At 70.1% G+C, this 16636-nt stretch carries 20 protein-coding genes; 8 read left to right on the forward strand and 12 right to left on the reverse strand.

The features are described 5' to 3' along the window. The first annotated feature begins 26 nt into the window (after positions 1-26). Positions 27-650: a UdgX family uracil-DNA binding protein gene (locus DMB42_RS37210; protein ID WP_125643018.1), complete on the forward strand. Its 624-nt coding sequence runs from the start codon at positions 27-29 to the stop codon at positions 648-650. On the opposite strand, the gene DMB42_RS37215 is transcribed toward DMB42_RS37210, so the two are convergent. Both DMB42_RS37215 and pdxH read right to left on the reverse strand, forming a co-directional pair. Beyond that, complete coding sequence (locus DMB42_RS37215; protein WP_260478172.1) at positions 596-1882, reverse strand: MFS transporter; 1287 nt, start codon at positions 1880-1882, stop codon at positions 596-598. The genes DMB42_RS37210 and DMB42_RS37215 overlap by 55 nt on opposite strands. Before the next feature lie 10 nt (positions 1883-1892). After that, the gene (gene pdxH / locus DMB42_RS37220; protein WP_125643020.1) at positions 1893-2570 is read right to left on the reverse strand and encodes a pyridoxamine 5'-phosphate oxidase; all 678 of its coding nucleotides are present in this window, start codon (positions 2568-2570) and stop codon (positions 1893-1895) included. A 153-nt stretch (positions 2571-2723) separates the two neighbouring features. Between pdxH and DMB42_RS37225 the strand changes: the two genes are divergently transcribed. After that, positions 2724-3830: a citrate synthase 2 gene (locus DMB42_RS37225; RefSeq protein WP_125643023.1), complete on the forward strand. Its 1107-nt coding sequence runs from the start codon at positions 2724-2726 to the stop codon at positions 3828-3830. Between the two features lie 110 nt (positions 3831-3940). Further along, positions 3941-5050, forward strand: coding sequence for a phosphoserine transaminase (serC, locus tag DMB42_RS37230; protein ID WP_125643026.1), 1110 nt, complete (start codon positions 3941-3943; stop codon positions 5048-5050). Here serC and DMB42_RS37235 read toward each other — a convergent pair. Continuing rightward, positions 5047-5418: a BlaI/MecI/CopY family transcriptional regulator gene (locus DMB42_RS37235; protein ID WP_125643028.1), complete on the reverse strand. Its 372-nt coding sequence runs from the start codon at positions 5416-5418 to the stop codon at positions 5047-5049. The two genes, serC and DMB42_RS37235, sit on opposite strands and share 4 nt — an antisense overlap. A gap of 37 nt (positions 5419-5455) precedes the next feature. Here DMB42_RS37235 and DMB42_RS37240 point away from each other — a divergent pair, with 37 nt between their 5' ends. Further along, positions 5456-6034, forward strand: a complete 579-nt coding sequence (locus tag DMB42_RS37240; protein ID WP_260478173.1) for a TIGR00645 family protein — start codon at positions 5456-5458, stop codon at positions 6032-6034. A gap of 3 nt (positions 6035-6037) precedes the next feature. On the opposite strand, the gene DMB42_RS37245 is transcribed toward DMB42_RS37240, so the two are convergent. The 8 genes from DMB42_RS37245 to DMB42_RS37280 all read right to left on the reverse strand — a co-directional run bounded on the left by DMB42_RS37245 (position 6038) and on the right by DMB42_RS37280 (position 13231). Beyond that, entirely contained in the window at positions 6038-6658 is a 621-nt protein-coding gene (locus tag DMB42_RS37245; protein WP_125643031.1) for a rhomboid family intramembrane serine protease, read from the reverse strand. A 111-nt stretch (positions 6659-6769) separates the two neighbouring features. Continuing rightward, on the reverse strand, positions 6770-7534 hold the full coding sequence (locus DMB42_RS37250; RefSeq protein WP_125643034.1) for a crotonase/enoyl-CoA hydratase family protein: 765 nt from the start codon (positions 7532-7534) through the stop codon (positions 6770-6772). A 6-nt stretch (positions 7535-7540) separates the two neighbouring features. Then, positions 7541-8314: an SDR family NAD(P)-dependent oxidoreductase gene (locus tag DMB42_RS37255; protein WP_125643037.1), complete on the reverse strand. Its 774-nt coding sequence runs from the start codon at positions 8312-8314 to the stop codon at positions 7541-7543. Between the two features lie 48 nt (positions 8315-8362). Further along, positions 8363-8701 carry an STAS domain-containing protein gene (locus DMB42_RS37260; RefSeq protein ID WP_101785558.1) on the reverse strand — a complete coding sequence of 113 codons (339 nt, stop codon included), beginning with the start codon at positions 8699-8701 and terminating at the stop codon, positions 8363-8365. Between the two features lie 104 nt (positions 8702-8805). Beyond that, on the reverse strand, positions 8806-9543 hold the full coding sequence (locus tag DMB42_RS37265) for an energy-coupling factor ABC transporter ATP-binding protein (RefSeq protein ID WP_125643040.1): 738 nt from the start codon (positions 9541-9543) through the stop codon (positions 8806-8808). Then, complete coding sequence (gene cbiQ / locus DMB42_RS37270; RefSeq protein WP_312024785.1) at positions 9537-10298, reverse strand: cobalt ECF transporter T component CbiQ; 762 nt, start codon at positions 10296-10298, stop codon at positions 9537-9539. Before cbiQ ends, DMB42_RS37265 begins: the two co-directional genes overlap by 7 nt. A 17-nt stretch (positions 10299-10315) precedes the next feature. Beyond that, entirely contained in the window at positions 10316-11323 is a 1008-nt protein-coding gene (locus DMB42_RS37275) for an energy-coupling factor ABC transporter permease (RefSeq protein WP_125643046.1), read from the reverse strand. Between the two features lie 75 nt (positions 11324-11398). After that, the gene (locus DMB42_RS37280; protein ID WP_185845059.1) at positions 11399-13231 is read right to left on the reverse strand and encodes a glycosyltransferase family 2 protein; all 1833 of its coding nucleotides are present in this window, start codon (positions 13229-13231) and stop codon (positions 11399-11401) included. 296 nt (positions 13232-13527) lie between these two features. Between DMB42_RS37280 and DMB42_RS37285 the strand changes: the two genes are divergently transcribed. The 3 genes from DMB42_RS37285 (at position 13528) to DMB42_RS37290 (ending at position 15209) form a co-directional block, all read left to right on the forward strand. After that, the gene (locus DMB42_RS37285) at positions 13528-13920 is read left to right on the forward strand and encodes a hypothetical protein (protein WP_125643052.1); all 393 of its coding nucleotides are present in this window, start codon (positions 13528-13530) and stop codon (positions 13918-13920) included. Positions 13921-14061: 141 nt separating this feature from the next. Next, positions 14062-14199, forward strand: coding sequence for a hypothetical protein (locus DMB42_RS53655; RefSeq protein WP_185845060.1), 138 nt, complete (start codon positions 14062-14064; stop codon positions 14197-14199). Between the two features lie 68 nt (positions 14200-14267). After that, positions 14268-15209 carry a D-2-hydroxyacid dehydrogenase family protein gene (locus DMB42_RS37290; RefSeq protein WP_260478174.1) on the forward strand — a complete coding sequence of 314 codons (942 nt, stop codon included), beginning with the start codon at positions 14268-14270 and terminating at the stop codon, positions 15207-15209. A gap of 1 nt (position 15210) precedes the next feature. Here DMB42_RS37290 and DMB42_RS37295 read toward each other — a convergent pair whose 3' ends face one another. Next, complete coding sequence (locus tag DMB42_RS37295) at positions 15211-15780, reverse strand: CGNR zinc finger domain-containing protein (RefSeq protein WP_125643055.1); 570 nt, start codon at positions 15778-15780, stop codon at positions 15211-15213. A 72-nt stretch (positions 15781-15852) separates the two neighbouring features. Between DMB42_RS37295 and DMB42_RS37300 the strand changes: the two genes are divergently transcribed. Next, positions 15853-16602 carry a trans-aconitate 2-methyltransferase gene (locus DMB42_RS37300; protein WP_125643058.1) on the forward strand — a complete coding sequence of 250 codons (750 nt, stop codon included), beginning with the start codon at positions 15853-15855 and terminating at the stop codon, positions 16600-16602. Positions 16603-16636 lie beyond the last annotated feature (34 nt).

The following is a 16636-nucleotide window of genomic DNA, read 5'->3' on the forward strand; positions in this document are numbered from 1 at the left end:
GAACCCTATTGGGAGAACGACCGACGATGGTTAAGGACGGCAACAACGGTGCGGCCGAGTTCCTTCCCGACCGGCGCGACCTCGGCTCGCTGCGGAGCGCGGCGGCCCGCTGCGAGGGCTGCGACCTCTACGCCGCCGCCACCCAGACGGTGTTCGGCGAGGGGCCGGAGCAGGCCCGATTCATGTTGGTGGGCGAGCAGCCCGGCGACCGGGAGGACCGCGAAGGGCATCCGTTCGTGGGACCGGCGGGGCGCGTACTGGATCGGGGGCTGGAGGAGGCGGGTATCGAGCGGGACGCGGTTTATTTGACAAACGCTGTCAAACACTTCTCGTTCATTCCGCGGGGGAAGAGGCGAATTCACCAGAAGCCGACGGTCGCCGAGATCGAGGCGTGCCGGCCGTGGCTCGGCGCCGAGCTGGCGCTGGTGCGGCCCGAGGTCGTCGTGGTGCTCGGCGCGACGGCGGCCAGGTCGCTGCTGGGGCGGGAGTTCCGGCTGACGCGGCACAGGGGCGAGCCGGTGCCGCTCGGCGACGCGCTCGCGGTGGCCACGATCCATCCCTCGGCCGTGCTGCGCGCGCCCGACAGGGACGCGGCCTACGCGGGGTTCGTCTCCGACCTCAAGGCGGCCGCGCGGGTGTCGGAGCGGTAGTTGCGGAAGCCGGCCACCGACAGGCCGACGATCAGCACGGTGACCGCGCACGCCAGGCCGCCGCCCACCCATGCGCCGGTCAGCCCGAACGCGGTCGCGGTCGCCCCGGCGCGCAGGTCGCCGAGCCGCGGCCCGCCCGCCACGACCACCATGAACACGCCCTGCATCCGCCCGCGCATCTCGTCGGGCGCGTAGAGCTGGAGGATCGACTGCCGCCACACCGAGGAGATCACGTCAGCCACGCCGCCGACCGCCATGAACACCACGACCAGCCACAACTCGTGCACGAGCCCCGCGGCCGCGACGGCCAGCCCCCACCCGGCGATGGCCAGTACGAGCGCCACGCCCTGCCGCGAGATCCGGCCCACCCAGCCGGAGAACAGGGCTCCGGCCACCGAGCCGATGGCCATGGCGGAGGTCGCCCAGCCGAGCGCGGTCATCGAGCCGCCGAACCGGTCGGCTGCCAGCTCGGGAAAGAGGGCGCGCGGCATGGCGAACACCATCGCGATGATGTCCACGACGAACGACATCAGCAGCACCGGGCTCCTGGCGATGAAGCTGAGGCCCTCCCAGACCATCCGGGCACCTGGACGGGCCACCTCGCCCAGCGGGGGCAGGGCGGGCAGTCTGAGCGCCGCGTAGAGGCCGCCCGTGAACAGCAGGGCGTCCACCGCGTACGCGGCGGCGTAGTTGGGGGCGTCCCCGCCGGAGGCCAGCAGGACGCCGCCGATCATCGGGCCGGCGACCGCGCCGAGGCTGTAGACCAGCGAGTTGAGCGCGTTGGCCGCGGGCACCAGCTCGGGGTCCAGGAGGCGAGGGATGATCGCGCCCCTGGTCGGGCCGGTGATCGCGAACCCGGTGGCGTTGACCGCGGTCGCCACGAAGATCAGGTACACGTTGTCCAGCCCGAGCAGGGCCTGCGCCAGGATGAACAGGGTGGCCGCCCAGGCGACGAGCGAGCCCGCGACGAGGAGCCGGCGCCGGTCGACGGCGTCGGCGACGGCCCCGCCCCAGAGCCCGAAGACCAGCAGCGGGATCAGGTTGGCCATGCCGAGCAGGCCGACCCAGAGCGAGGAGTGGGTCAGGTCGTAGACCTGCTGGCCGACCGCGACGACGGTGACGGCGACGCCGACGTTGGAGACGGCCTGGCCGGACCAGATCCGCCGGTACGCGGGCACGGCCAGCGGCCGGGTGTCCACAAGATGACGTTTGACCAGCTCCCCGAATGCCACCTAAGGCAATTTAAGGGGCAAGTCTCTCCAAGGCCCAACCGGGTCGGGTGCGCCGATAACGCAGCCTGTCGTGCATCCGGTCAAGTTGTCCCTGCCAGAACTCCACCTCGACCGGGGTGACCCGGAAGCCTCCCCAGAAGTCGGGCACCGGCGGATCTTCCGGCCAGCGGGCGGCCAGTTCCTCGTAGCGGTCGTCCAGTTCCTCCCGCGAGCGTACGACCGCCGACTGGCGCGAGGCCCAGGCGCCGATGCGGGAGCCGTACGGGCGGGATTCGTAGTACTCGGCCGACTCCTCGTGGGAGATGCGCGCGACCGTGCCCTCGATGCGGATCTGGCGGCGGATGGCGTGCCAGGGGAACAGCAGCGAGGCTCGGGCGTTCTCGGCCAGGTCGCGGCCCTTGCGGGACTCGTAGTTGGTGTAGAAGACGAAGCCGCGTTCGTCGTACCCCTTGAGCAGGACGGTCCTGGCGCTCGGGCGGCCTCCGGCGGAGGCCGTGGCGAGCACCATGGCGTTGGGTTCGGGCAGGCCGGATTCGAGCGCCTCCTGGAACCAGACGGTGAACTGCGCGATGGGGTCGGACGCGAGGTCGGTTTCGAGCAACGGCTCGCCCTCGTACGTTCGGCGTAGCCCCGCCAGCAGGGGCGGGCGCGGGGTGGCATCCACGAGACGGTATTCTTGCGCGCTCATGTGGCAGATCCCACAGAAGGCTCCCTACCAGCGGGTTTGGCGTTTCGGCGGGTCCCGAGACCGACCATGAGCTGGGAGGGGGTTAAATTGACCCGCCGGTATCTCGACATCAAGGCATTGCCGTTACATGGCAAGAAAGGGAGGCGGCCGAGCATGTCCGACTTCAAACCCGGCCTCGAAGGCGTCGTAGCTTTCGAGACCGAGATCGCGGAACCGGACAAAGAAGGGGGCGCCCTTCGATACCGGGGCGTCGACATCGAGGAGCTGGTCGGCCGTGTCCCGTTCGGGCACGTTTGGGGCCTGCTGGTCGACAACAAGTTCCAGCCGGGCCTGCCCCCGGCGGAGCCGTACCCCATCCCTGTCCACTCCGGTGACATCCGTGTAGACGTGCAGAGCGCGCTGGCCATGCTGGCTCCGGCCTATGGCTTCAAGCCCCTGCTCGACATCAGTGACGAGGAGGCTCGCGACCAGCTCGCGCGCGCCTCAGTGATGGCCCTCTCCTTCGTCGCGCAGTCCGCGCGCGGCCTCGGCCTGCCTATGGTGCCGCAGAGCCGGGTCGACGAGGCGAAGACCATCGTCGAACGCTTCATGGTCCGCTGGCGCGGTGAGCCTGATCCCAAGCACGTCAAGGCCATCGACGCTTACTGGACCTCCGCCGCCGAGCACGGCATGAACGCGTCCACGTTCACCGCCCGCGTCATCGCCTCCACCGGCGCCGACGTGGCCGCGGCGCTCTCCGGCGCCGTCGGCGCGATGTCGGGTCCGCTGCACGGCGGCGCCCCCGCCCGGGTGCTCCACATGATCGAAGGCGTGGAGCAGCTCGGCGACGCGAAGAAGTACGTGCAGAGCGAGCTCGACAAGGGCAACAGGCTCATGGGCTTCGGTCACCGCGTCTACCGCGCGGAGGACCCGCGTGCCCGGGTGCTGCGCCGTACCGCCAAGGAGCTCGACGCGCCTCGCTACGAGGTCGCGGCGGCGCTGGAGCAGGCCGCCCTTGAGGAACTGCACGCCCGCAAGCCCGACCGGGTGCTCGCCACGAACGTCGAGTACTGGGCGGCCGTGGTGCTGGACTTCGCCGAGGTGCCCTCGCACATGTTCACCTCGATGTTCACCTGCGCCCGTACGGCCGGCTGGGCCGCGCACATCCTGGAGCAGAAGCTCACGGGAAGGCTGGTGCGGCCGAGCGCCAACTACATCGGCCCGACGTCGCGCCCACTCAGCGACGTCCCCGGCGCCTCCGAGGTTGTCGGCACCATCTGACACGTTTTGACCGTGTTACGCACGGCCCGCCCGTCCACGGGCGGGCCGTTCTGCGTCTCATTCGGCGGACCCGTGCGACGTCACCCGGACGGCCTCAGTACGCTGGGCACGTGGCTGACATCGTGATTCCCGCTGACATCAAGCCCGCCGACGGCCGCTTCGGCTGCGGGCCCTCGAAGGTGCGCACCGAGCAACTGGCCGCGCTGGCCGCCTCCGGAGCGAGCCTCATGGGCACCTCCCACCGCCAGAAGCCGGTCAAGAACCTCGTCGGCCGCGTGCGTTCCGGGCTCGCCGACCTGTTCTCGCTGCCCGAGGGCTACCAGGTCGTGCTGGGCAACGGGGGCACCACCGCGTTCTGGGACATCGCCGCCTTCGGGCTGATCAGGGAGAAGTCCCAGCACCTGTCGTTCGGCGAGTTCTCCTCGAAGTTCGCCGCCGTCGCCAAGAAGGCGCCCTGGCTGGGTGACCCGAGCGTGATCAAGTCCGACGTCGGCACCCACCCCGTCGCGGTCGCCGAGGACGGCGTCGACGTCTACGCGCTCACCCACAACGAGACCTCGACCGGTGTCGCCATGCCGATCTCCCGCGTGGGCGGCGACGACGCGCTGGTGCTGGTCGACGCCACCTCCGGCGCGGGCGGCCTGCCGGTCGACATCGCCGAGACCGACGTCTACTACTTCGCCCCGCAGAAGAGCTTCGCCTCCGACGGCGGCCTGTGGATCGCGATCATGTCGCCGCGCGCCCTGGCCAGGGTCGAGGAGATCGCCGCCTCCGGCCGGTACGTGCCCGAGTTCTTCAGCCTGCCGATCGCGGTCGACAACTCCGCCAAGGACCAGACCTACAACACGCCGGCCGTGGCCACGCTGTTCCTGCTGGCCGACCAGCTCGACTGGATGAACGGCAACGGCGGCCTGGCCTGGACCACCGCCCGCACGGCCGAGTCCAGCCAGCGCCTGTACACCTGGGCCGAGAAGTCCTCCTACGCCACGCCGTTCGCCGCCCCGCAGTTCCGTTCGCAGGTGGTCGGCACGATCGACTTCAACGACGACGTCGACGCCGCCGAGGTGGCCAAGGTGCTGCGCGCCAACGGCATCGTCGACACCGAGCCCTACCGCAAGCTGGGCCGCAACCAGCTCCGCGTCGCGATGTTCCCGGCCATCGAGCCGTCCGACGTCGAGGCGCTGACCGTCTGCATCGACCACGTGGTCGAGCGCCTCTAGCGCCCTCCGCGCCGGCCCGTCCGGCGCGTCAGCTCGTCCAGGAGGGCCAGCGCGTCCTCCTCCTCGACGCTCTGCGCGAACCTCGTCAGCACCGGCAGCCTGTCGGTGCTGACGGCGAGCGCCTCCAGCATGAGGTGGGTGACGTGCTCCGCCCGGGAGCGGGCGGCGGCGTAGCGGAAGGCGTTGCGCGAGGGCGTACGCACGAGCAGGCCCTTCTTGACCAGCCGCTCGGCGACGGTCTGCACGGTCGTGTAGGCGAGGTCGCGCTCCTCGTTGAGCCTTTCCAGAAGCTCCCTGACGCGCATGGCCCTGCCGGCATCCCACAACACGTTCATGATCGCGCGTTCCAGGGATCCCAGGTTCGCCAACTCACCAGTCCTTCGGCTCGAACAGTAGGAAACATTCTTGCCTGAACAGCCCCAGATCGGCCAGGGGCGGACGCTGCCCCGGAGCCTCGGCTACCTCATGTTCGCCAGCCGCTGGCTGCAGGTCCCGCTCTATCTGGGCCTCATCGTGGCCCAGGCGGTGTACGTCTGGCAGTTCATGACCGAGTTGTGGCACCTGATCGACAGCGCCGTCCTCAACCCGTCGGCGAGCAGCGGGACGTCGGCCGAGGTCGTGGTCATGCTCACGGTCCTGGCGCTGATCGACGTCGTGATGATCTCCAACCTGCTGATCATGGTGATCATCGGCGGCTACGAGACGTTCGTCTCGCGCATCAACCTCAACGGCCATCCGGACGAGCCGGAGTGGCTCTCGCACGTCAACGCGAACGTGCTGAAGGTCAAGCTGGCCACGGCCATCGTGGGCATCTCGTCGGTGCACCTGCTGCAGACGTTCATCCGGGCCCGTGACGTGCCCAATGACAAGATCATGTGGCAGACGATCATCCATCTGGCGTTCGTGGCCTCGGCGATCGGCCTGGCGCTCATCGACCGCATGCTCGCCAGCTCGCCAGCCGAGCACACCAAACCGCACCTGTAGGGCTCAGAACCGTACGGGCAGCTCTTTCCTGCGCCGCAGCACCCACGCGGCCAGCACGCCGCCCAGGAGCCCGAACAGGTGGCCCTGCCAGGAGATGCCCTGCTGGTTGGGCAGCAGGCCCCACAGGATCGAGTAGTAGGCCACGCCGACGCCGATGCCGATCAGGATGTCCACCAGACGGCGGTCGAACAGCCCCCGGGCCAGTACGAAGCCGAAGTAGCCGAAGACCAGGCCGCTCGCGCCGATCGTGATGACGCCGGGGCTGGACACCCACGTGCCCACGCCCCCGATCACGACGATCAGCAGGGTGGCCCAGAGGAACTTGCGGATGTCGCGCACCGCCGCCAGGAAGCCGAGCACCAGCAGCGGCAGCGAGTTGGCCATGAGGTGGCCGAAGCCGCCGTGCAGGAACGGCGCGAAGAAGATGCCCACCAGGCCGTCGGGGTCCCAGCCCGCGATGCCGTACGAGTCGAGCGCGCCGTCCATCACGTAGTCGACGCCTTCCAGCACCCACATCAGGGCGAGCATGGATCCCAGGATGACGATCGCCTTGATCGCGCTCGACAGGAAGGTGCCGGCGCCGCGCTTGGCTGACTCGTACCTGGAACCGGACTGGTCGCTCATGCGCTCTCCTGGTGGTCGTCTCCTCTTTTTACCGTACGCAGGAAAGGTCGCGCACGCGCGTTGACGGGGCCCCTCCCGGACGTCCGGAAGGGGCCGGAGCGTGGGAGGGTGCTACTCGCCCTTCCACTGGGGGGCGCGCTTCTCGGCGAAGGCCGCCGCGCCCTCCATCGCGTCCTTGGAGCCGAACACCGGGTTGATGATCGCGCCCTGCCGCTTGAACATCTCCTCCAGGGGCCAGTCCTGCGACTCGATGATCACCTTCTTCGTCGCGGCGAGCGCCAGGGGGGCGTTGGAGGCGATCTTGCGGGCCAGCTCCAGCGCGCCCTCCAGGGCGGCCCCCGGCTCGGTGATCCGGTTGACCAGGCCCAGCTCGTACAGGCGGGCGGCCGGGTAGTGGTCGCCGGTCAGGGCGATCTCCATGGCCACGTGGTACGGGATCCGCCGCGGCAGCCGCATGATCCCGCCCGCGCCCGCCACCAGCCCGCGCTTGGGCTCGGGCAGCCCGAACGTGGACTCCGACGAGGCCACGATGACGTCGCAGGACAGGGCCAGCTCGAAGCCGCCCGCCAGCGCGTACCCCTCGACGGCGGCCACCAGCGGCTTCTTGGGCGGCGCCTCGGCGATGCCGCCGAAACCGCGCCCCTCGACCACGGGGAAGTCGCCGGTCAGGAACCCCTTGAGGTCCATGCCCGCGCAGAACGTGCCACCGGCGCCGGTCAGCACGTACGCCGAGATCTCGGCGCGGGCGTCGAAGGTGTCCAGCGCCTCCGCGATCCCCCGGGCCACCGCCCCGTTGATCGCGTTACGCGCCTTCGGCCGGTTGATCGTGATGATCGCGACGTTCCCGGACTCCTCGACGAGCACTTCGTCAGACACGAGACCTCACTTGGGCTGGAAGCGGATGCCGCCGTCGAAGCGCACGACCTCGGCGTTCATGTAGTCGTTCTGGACGAGCGAGTGGACCAGGTGGGCGAACTCGTCGGCCCGGCCCATGCGCTTGGGGAAGACCACCGGGGCCACGAGCTTGGCCTTGAACTCCTCGGCGTTGCCGGAGAAGCCGTAGATGGGGGTGTCGATGATGCCGGGGCAGATCGTGTTCACGCGTACGCCGATCGCGGCCAGGTCGCGGGCCGCGGGCACCGTCATGCCCACGATGCCGCCCTTGGAGGCCGAGTAGGCGAGCTGGCCGGTCTGTCCCTCCAGGGCGGCCACGGAGGCGGTGTTGATCACGACGCCGCGCTGGCCGTCGGCGTCGACCGGCTCGGTCGCGGCGATGGCGGCGGCGGCGATGCGCATGAGGTTGAACGTGCCGATCAGGTTGACCTCGATCACCTTGCGGTACGTGGCCGAGTTGTGCGGCTTGCCCTCCCGGTTGACCGTACGCTCGGCCCAGCCGATGCCCGCGCTGTTGACCACGACGCGCAGCGGCTTGCCCGTGGCCACGGCCGCGTCGACGGCCGCCTGCACCTGGTCGTCGTCCGACACGTCCGTCTTGACGAACACGCCGCCGAGCTCGTCGGCGACGGCCTTGCCGCGCTCCTCGTTGAGGTCGGCGATGACCACGGTGGCGCCCGCTCGGGCGAGCTCACGGGCCGTGGCCTCACCGAGGCCGCTGGCACCGCCGGAGATGATTGCTGCAGATCCGTTGACGTCCATATCCCGGACCCTAACGCGCCAACCGAATGAAGTTCTACTCGGGGCGGGTTAAATCTCCCCCACAGCGCTGTCGACGTCGGAGTACACCTTGATCCGCCGGTCGAGCCCCGTGGTCCGCAGGATGCGCGCCACGGGCGCCTGGGGCGCGGCCAGGGACACCCCGCCGCCCTCTCCGGTGGCCAGCCGCCAGGCCTCGATCAGCACCGAAAGACCGCTGGAGTCCATGAAAGACAGCTGCTGCAGGTCGAGCACGAGCCTGGCGCTGTCCTGTTTGATGGCGTCGCGTACCTCGTCGCGGAGGAACGGTGCGGTGAACAGATCGAGCTCCCCCTCAACGGCCACCACCACGGCGTCACCCAGGGCGTGTCGCGCAAGCCGCAGCTTCATTTGGCCCCTCCTCGATGAGCCACTGTACTTCGACATCCCCGGATAGCGGGCATGCACAAACTACGAAGAGCCGGATGCATGTGGACCAGACCGGACTAATCGCATCACCCGGTGGGGACGGCGAAGCCGTACGGGAGTTCCAGGCGGTGTCTGGCCAGCAGGTCCGTGTCGGTCAGCAGGTCTCGTGTGGGGCCGTCGGCGGCGATCACGCCTCCCGAAAGGATCAGCGAACGCTCGCACAACTCCAGCGCGTACGGCAGGTCGTGGGTGACCATGAGCACTGTCACGTCCAGCGAACGCAGGATCTCGGCCAGCTCCCTGCGGGCGGCCGGGTCGAGGTTGGAGGAGGGCTCGTCGAGCACCAGGATCTCCGGCTCCATCGCCAGCACCGTGGCCACCGCCACCCTGCGCCGCTGCCCGAACGACAAATGGTGCGGCGGCCGGTCGGCGGCCTCCAGCATGCCGACCCGGTCGAGCGCGGTGCGGACCACGCGGTCCAGCTCCTCGCCCCCGAGCCCCGCGTTGGCCGGGCCGAAGGCCACGTCGTCCCTGACCGTGGGCATGAAGAGCTGGTCGTCGGGGTCCTGGAAGACCAGGCCGACGCGCTGCCTGACCTCCTTGAGGGTGTCCTTGCGCACCGGGACGCCGCCCACGGCCACGCTGCCGTGCCCGGCGGTCAGGATGCCGTTGAGGTGCATGACGAGGGTGGTCTTGCCGGCGCCGTTGGGGCCGAGCAGGGCCACCCGCTCGCCGCGGCCGATCGACAGGTTCACGCCGAACAGGGCCTGCGTGCCGTCGGGGTAGGCGTAGGCCAGCTCGCTGACCTCCAGAGAGTTCACCATGAGAGTCCCAATACCGCGAGTGCCACGACGGGCAGGGCGAGCGCGGCCCCCCACTGCCCGACAGATGCCGAAATATCTTGAATCATCGGCATCCGTCCGGAGTATCCGCGGCTCAACATCGCCAGATGCACCCGCTCACCCCGCTCGTACGAACGGATGAACAACGCCCCGGCCGAACGCGCGATCACCGGGATCTGCCGGAAGTTGCGCGCCTCGAACCCGCGCGACTCCCGCGCCACCCGCATCCGCCGCATCTCCCCCACGATCACGTCCATGTACCGGAGCATGAACATGGCGATCTGCACCAGCAGGCTCGGCAGCCGCAGCCGCTGCGCCCCGGCGAGAATGACCCGCGGCTCTGTGGTGGCCGCGAGCAGGATCGAGGCGATCACGCCGAGCGTGGCCTTGACCAGGATGTTCCAGGCCGCCCACAACCCCTGAACGCTCAGCGAGACCCCCAGCACCGTCGTGCGCTCCCCCATCCCGATCACCGGGATCAGGAACGCGAACAACACGAACGGCAACTCGATCACCATCCGCCGCAGCACGTGCCCGAACGGCACCCGCGCGGCCACCACCACGCCCCCGAGCAGCACCGCGTAGACCGCGAACGCCCAGAAACGCTCCCGCGGCGTGGCCACCACGACGACGGCGAAGGCGAAGACGGCGAGCAGCTTGCACTGCGGCGGCAGCCGGTGGACCGGAGAGTCGCCCGGCAGGTAGAGATCGTGCCGATGCCCCGCGCCCACCCTCACTCACCGTCTTTCACTGATCAGACCTGCACGCTCGTACGGCTCCGCGCGGCGAACGCCACGCCCCCGGCGATGAGCAGCACGAGCCCGACGCCGATGATCCCGGCCACACCGACCGGGATTCCGCCCACATCACCGTAGTCGGCCAGCGCCCACGACCCGAACGCGTGGTCGGCCGCCTGGCCGCTGAAGCCCTTGTTCTCGGCCACGGCCTCCAGCCCGTCGGGGTCGGAGGCGGCGAAGAAGGACACGATCCCGGCCAGCACCAGCGTCAGCCCGACCCCGCCCAGCAGGAACGGCCTGAGCGCGCGCGGCCTGGCGACCGGGGCCTCCTCGCCCACGGTCGTGGTGTCGCCCCCGGCTCCCTTGAGCACCAGCGGCTTGGCCAGCCCGCGGGCGCCGTACACCAGGTCGGGACGTACGGCCAGGACGGCGGCGACGGTGGTGGCGGTGATCAGCGCCTCGCCGATGCCGATCAGCACGTGCACCCCGCCCATGGCCGCGGCCACCGCCGACACCTCGATCGGCGCGGTGCCGCCGACCCAGAACAACAGCGAGAACACCAGCGCCGAGGCCGGCACCGAGATCAGCGCCCCCAGGAACGCCCCGAGCGTCACCCCGCCCTTGCCCCTGACCAGCGCGCTGACCAGCCGGAAGACCCCCCAGCCGACCAGCACGGTGACGATGCCCATGATCGTGATGTTGACGCCCAGCGCGGTCAGTCCGCCGTCGGCGAAGAACACCGCCTGCACCAGGAGCACCACGGCCATGCAGAGCACCCCTGTGTAGGGGCCGACGAGTATCGCCGCCAGCGCGCCGCCCAGCAGGTGGCCGCTGGTCCCCGCCGCGACGGGGAAGTTCAGCATCTGGACCGCGAAGATGAAGGCCGCCACGAGCCCCGCCATGGGCGCGGTCCGGTCGTCCAGCTCGCGCCGGGCGCCCCTCAGGCAGACCGCGACGCCGGCGGCCGCCACCGCCCCGGCGGAGACGGATGTAGCTGCGTTGAAGAAGCCATCGGGTACGTGCACGGCAAGCGCCTCCAGAAGGACGGACAAACCCTCCTCACTTTAAGGCATCGTCTTGCACCTGCACATAGATGGCAATTACGCCAAAATCCTCTTAACGATCGACCGCGGCGTCAGCCGCTGCACGACCGTGCTCAGCCGCCCCTTGCCCGAGGTCGCGTACGGCCGCACACTGCGCAGCAGCGCCGCGCCCATCCACTTGAGCGGCCCGGCGACCGTCTCCGGGTCGGTCTCGATCCTCAACCGCACCGGCGGCCCGCCCAGGTCGAGCTCCAGATAGGCGTCCCAGGTGCCCGGCGGAAACCGGCCCAGCGGCAGCCTGGCGGCGAACCCGCCCCCGGGCAGCGGCGACACACGCTCGGCGCGCTCGCGGCCGGTCTCCCGCTCGCGCCAGACGATCCGCCGGACCGCCTCGCACTCGGGAACCGTCCCGACCACGCTGACCTCGCCGTCCACGAGGAACCGGTAGCCGAGCGACCACCTGGTCCTGATCAGCCGGACCGTGCCCGGCACGGCGACGAGGTGCCCGCCGACGTCGATGCTCAGGTTGCCGTTGTCCCTGGTGAAGTACGGCAACGTCACGACACCGCCGATCAGGCGGGGCAGCGGCCTGGTGACGCCGTTCTCGCGGTCGGCGCCCAGCCTGCCGTGGCGGATGACACCCTCCAGCTCGACCGCGACCCGCAGGTCCCACACCCCGGAGGCGAGCGAGGCGGCGTCCACGCGCGCGGTGAACTCCGCGCCGTGCCGCTCGGCAGGCAGGATCAGCTCGCTGCGCGGGTCGTTGCGGGCGCGCAGCACCAGGGCCACGCCGTCGTCCCGCCTGATGCCCTCCAGCCCGGCCGTGCCGGTCACGACCAGGTGGTCGCCGTCCCAGCGCAACGCGGTCAGCCGCCGCCGTACGGTGGCACCCTCGATGCGGGCCAGCCGGACCAGGCGTTCGACGTCGCCGAGCGAGGCCACCCGCTGCTTGTCGATGGTGTTGAGCCGGGCCAGCACGCCGGGGGTCAGCCACTCGTCGCACAGGTCCGCGACCTCCTGCGCGATCTCCTTGCGGCGCACCTCGTCGCTCTCCAGGAGCACCGTGCCGAGCTGGGTGAAGGCGTCGAGCCTGAAGTGCCGGCGCAGCAGGTGGTCGCGCAGCGGGTCGGGCTCGACGTGCCGGGCCATGAGCCGGATGGGCCGCCGGATCATGGACAGCCAGGCGACCGGGTCCCTGCTGCCCTCCTGCTGCATGATGCTGCTGCCGTCGGGCCTGGAGACCAGGTGGTAGCAGTCGTAGTCGGCGACCACGGAGATCACGCCGGCGTGGCAGTAGGCGTGCGCGGTGAACATGATGTCCTCGCCGACGAGCATGTCCTCGGCGAAACGGATGCCGTGCCGCTCGACCATGTCCCGCCGGAACAGCTTGAAGCAGCTCAGGCTGTTGTAGACGTTGCTGTCGGCGAGGGTCAGGCGTTCGGCGTTGTGCTGGAACATCGAGGCGGGGGCCCGGCGGCCGTGGCCGACGATCTTGCCCAGCACGATGTCGGAGTCGTTCCTGTCGGCCATGGCGACCATGCGGGCCAGCGCCTCGGGGCCGAGGTGGTCGTCGGCGTCGCAGAAGAAGACGTACCGGCCGGTGGCGTGGTCGAGGCCGACGTTGCGCGGGCGGCCGGCGCCGCCGGAGCCGGCGATGTGGATCACCCTGACGGTGGACGGGTGGTAGGCGGCGTACAGGTCGAGGAGTTCGGAGCCGCCGTCGGTGGAGCCGTCGTCCACGACGATGATCTCCTTCCGCACCCGCTGCACGAGCGCCGAGGTGAGGCACCTGTCCAGATAGGGACGGCAGTTGTGCACCGGGATGACGACGCTGACGTCGACCGTCTCGCCGCTGTTCCCCGCCACCGACATCGCCACCACTGTCGTCACCTCAGAGTCACGTTGCGCCGCCATCCGGTTTCAGTATGTGACGAACGCGCGCCGCCGCGGGGGCCGATCGGCGGTCTTCGTCGGCATCCAATTCTCGACCCAGGCGATTCGTTGCATTCCTCGGATAGGCCGCACACGCGGCTGCAATCAGCACATTCAGCAGGGACCGAATGAGTTTCAGTGGAAAATCTTCGACCCGCCAGAGGAAGAAAACTCTCCGCCGGGAGCAGGGACCTACTCCGCCGGGCCTTGACGTGATCCTCCGGCGGGGTACAGACGTCTACAGTTAGGCAACCTTGACCGGGAAGGTGGCGGGAATGGGATCGAATCTTCGCTGGCACTGGGCGGGCGGCACGGCTATGAACAAGTCCGAGTTCACTCGTTCCTCAGTACGTCTGGCGGAGCTCTTCCAGTGCTCGGCGATGCTGCGACGTACGCGGATGCGGGCGGAGGAGATCGTCGACGAGGCACGTTCGCTGCTGGTCGAGGCGGAGGCCGCGGAGATCGCCGACCCCGACCGCATCGAACGGCTGCGCGGCCAGCTGGAGGAGGCCCGAGCCTCGTACTCCAAGGTTCTGACCGCATATGTCACGCTCTGCCGAAGGATCAACGAGGAGCGGCAGGAGATTCTGGCGATGCAGATGGAGATGGAGTTGAACCGCAATTCCGGACTGCCGGGAGTTGCCTGATGATTTGTCTGGGATAATTCGGTACTTCCGGGCCAGAATGGCGTTTGGTCATCCCGGTCCGCGGGGCCGGCCCTGAGAACGTTTCAGATGGATGTGAACCTCTGTGACATCTGAGACGTCCCTTGTCCAGGGAGGCCCACCATGCGCGTCCTTGACGGTCTGGCGGCGCCGGACCTGGCGGAGCTCGACCTGGAGCTGATCCTGGTCCTGGTGCTGCACCACGAGGCAGAACGGCTGGCCGCTCCGCGCGAAGCGGCGCGACGGCCGGCCGCCGAATGAACGGGCTCCAGCTCCCCGGCCCCGCCGGGGAGCTGGAGCAGGGGGACCGCGGCGTAGGATTTCGGATCATGCTGCGCTGCGCCGTCCTCGACGACTACCAGGGCGTGGCCCTCGGACTGGCCGACTGGTCGCGGGTCCGTGCCACGAGTTTCCGGGCCCACCTCACCGGCCACGACGAGCTGGTGGCGGCCCTCGCCGGCTTCGAGATCGTGGTCGTCATGCGGGAGCGCACGCCGTTCACGGCGGAGGTGTTCGAGCGGCTGCCCCGGCTGCGCCTGCTGATCACCACGGGCATGCGCAACGCCTCCGTCGACCTCGACGCCGCCCGCGCCCGCGGCGTCACGGTCTGCGGCACGGGCAGCGCCTCGACCCCGCCGGCCGAGCTGACCTGGGCGCTCATCCTCGGCCTGGCCCGCCACCTGCTGCCCGAGTCCGCGGCGATGCGCTCCGACGGCCCGTGGCAGAGCACGGTCGGCATGGACCTGCACGGCAGCACGCTCGGGCTGCTCGGCCTCGGCAAGATCGGGTCGCAGATGGCCCGCATCGGGCAGGCGTTCGGCATGAACGTGATCGCCTGGAGCCGGCACCTCACCCGGGCCCGTACCGACGAGCTGGGCGTGCGGCTGGCCACCAAAGAGGAGCTGTTCGCCGAGTCCGACGTCGTCTCCGTCCACCTGGTGCTGGGCGAGCGTACCCGCGGGCTGGTCGGCCGGCGCGAGTTGTCGTTGATGCGGCCCAGCGCCTACCTGGTCAACACCTCGCGGGCGGCCATCATCGACCAGGACGCCCTGGCGGCGGCGCTGCGCGAGGGGCTGATCGCCGGAGCCGGGCTCGACGTGTTCGAGACCGAGCCCCTGCCCGCCGGGCACGAGCTGCGCAGGCTGCCCAACGTGCTGGCCACCCCTCATCTCGGGTACGTCACCGGCGGCAACTACGAGACGTACTTCAGGGACGCCGTGCAGGACATCGACGCCTACCTCGATGGCACGCCGATCCGGGTGCTGACCTGACTCACTCCGTTCGCGTCCTGGCGCGGAAGGCCGCGGTCTTGACGCGGTTCTGGCAGGCCGTGGAGCAGAACCGGCGGGTGCCGTTGCGGGAGACGTCCACGTAGACGCGGTCGCAGTGAGGGGCGGTGCAGACGCCGAGGCGGTCGGCGAACTCGCTGCCGAGCACGATCGCGAGCCCGGTCGAGCAGCTCGCCGCCCAGTCGGCCGCCAGCGAGCCGCCGGGGCCGTGGAAGTGCAGGTGCCAGGGCTCGCCGTCGTGGCGTTCGAGCATCGGCCTGGCCCTGCTCTCCTCCAGCAGCGCGTTGGTCGCCAGCGCGGCGGCGTCGGCGTCGCCGTCGGCCACCCCGCGGAACACCTCGCGCAGCCGGGCCGCCACCTCGGCCAGCTCGGCGGCTTCCTGCTCGTCGAGGTCGCGATGGTTGGGGTAGACGCTGTCCAGCGCCTCCGAGGCGGCCGCGACGAGGTCGGCCGGGACGGGGAACTCGCGTCCCCGCCGCTCGCCCGGCGTGAGCGCGTTGACCAGCGCCACCGCGACCCGGACGATCAAATCCGTGTGACTGTTGTAATCCACTTGACCAGTTACACCTTCGCGCTCTATGTTGTGACTGCCCAAATCATAGATGACAGTTACAGGGAGATCGTGGTGCTCACTCACGAAATCGCGCTGGAATGGATCGACCGTTGGGACCGCCAGCAGGAGGGTTACCTCCCCGACCGGGAGGCCCGTTTCACCGCGCTGATCGACGCTGTCGAGGCCCTGGGGCGTCCCGATCCCGTGGTCATCGACCTGGGGTGCGGGCCCGGGTCGCTGTCCGCCCGGCTGCTCGAACGCCTTCCCGGCGCCACGGTGATCGCCGTCGACGCCGACCCGCTGCTGCTGGCGCTCGGGCGCGCGGCCTATCCCGGGCTGCGGTTCGTCTCCGCCGACCTGCGCACCGGCGGGTGGACGCGGGCGCTCGGCTTCGACCGTCCCGCCGACGCCGCCGTGAGCACGACCGCGCTGCACTGGATCTCGCCGGAGGAGCTTCAGGAGACGTACGCGGAGCTTGCCGGCGTGCTGCGCCCCGGCGGGGTGCTGCTCAACGGCGACCACATGGACTCCTCCTCCCCCGCCCTGGCCCGGCTGGAGCACGCGGTGCACCAGCGCGAGACCGACCGGGTCTTCGCCGACCGCCGCCCCGAGGACTGGCGCGCCTGGTGGGACGCCATCGCCGCCGACCCCGCCTTCGCCGACCTCAACGAGGAGCGCACCACGGCCGGCGCGTCCCACAACGGCTCCGAGTCCCACCTGGTCGAGCACCATGTCGGCGCGCTGACCAAGGCCGGATTCGGCGAGATCGGCACGTTGTGGCAGCGGGGGAACAACCGGCTGCTGTGCGCCGTACGGAGCTGAGCCCGCGCCATCTGCCGGGCGCGCGCAGGCGAGA

Source organism: Nonomuraea sp. WAC 01424 (genome assembly GCF_003947315.1).
GTDB lineage: Bacteria > Actinomycetota > Actinomycetes > Streptosporangiales > Streptosporangiaceae > Nonomuraea > Nonomuraea spiralis.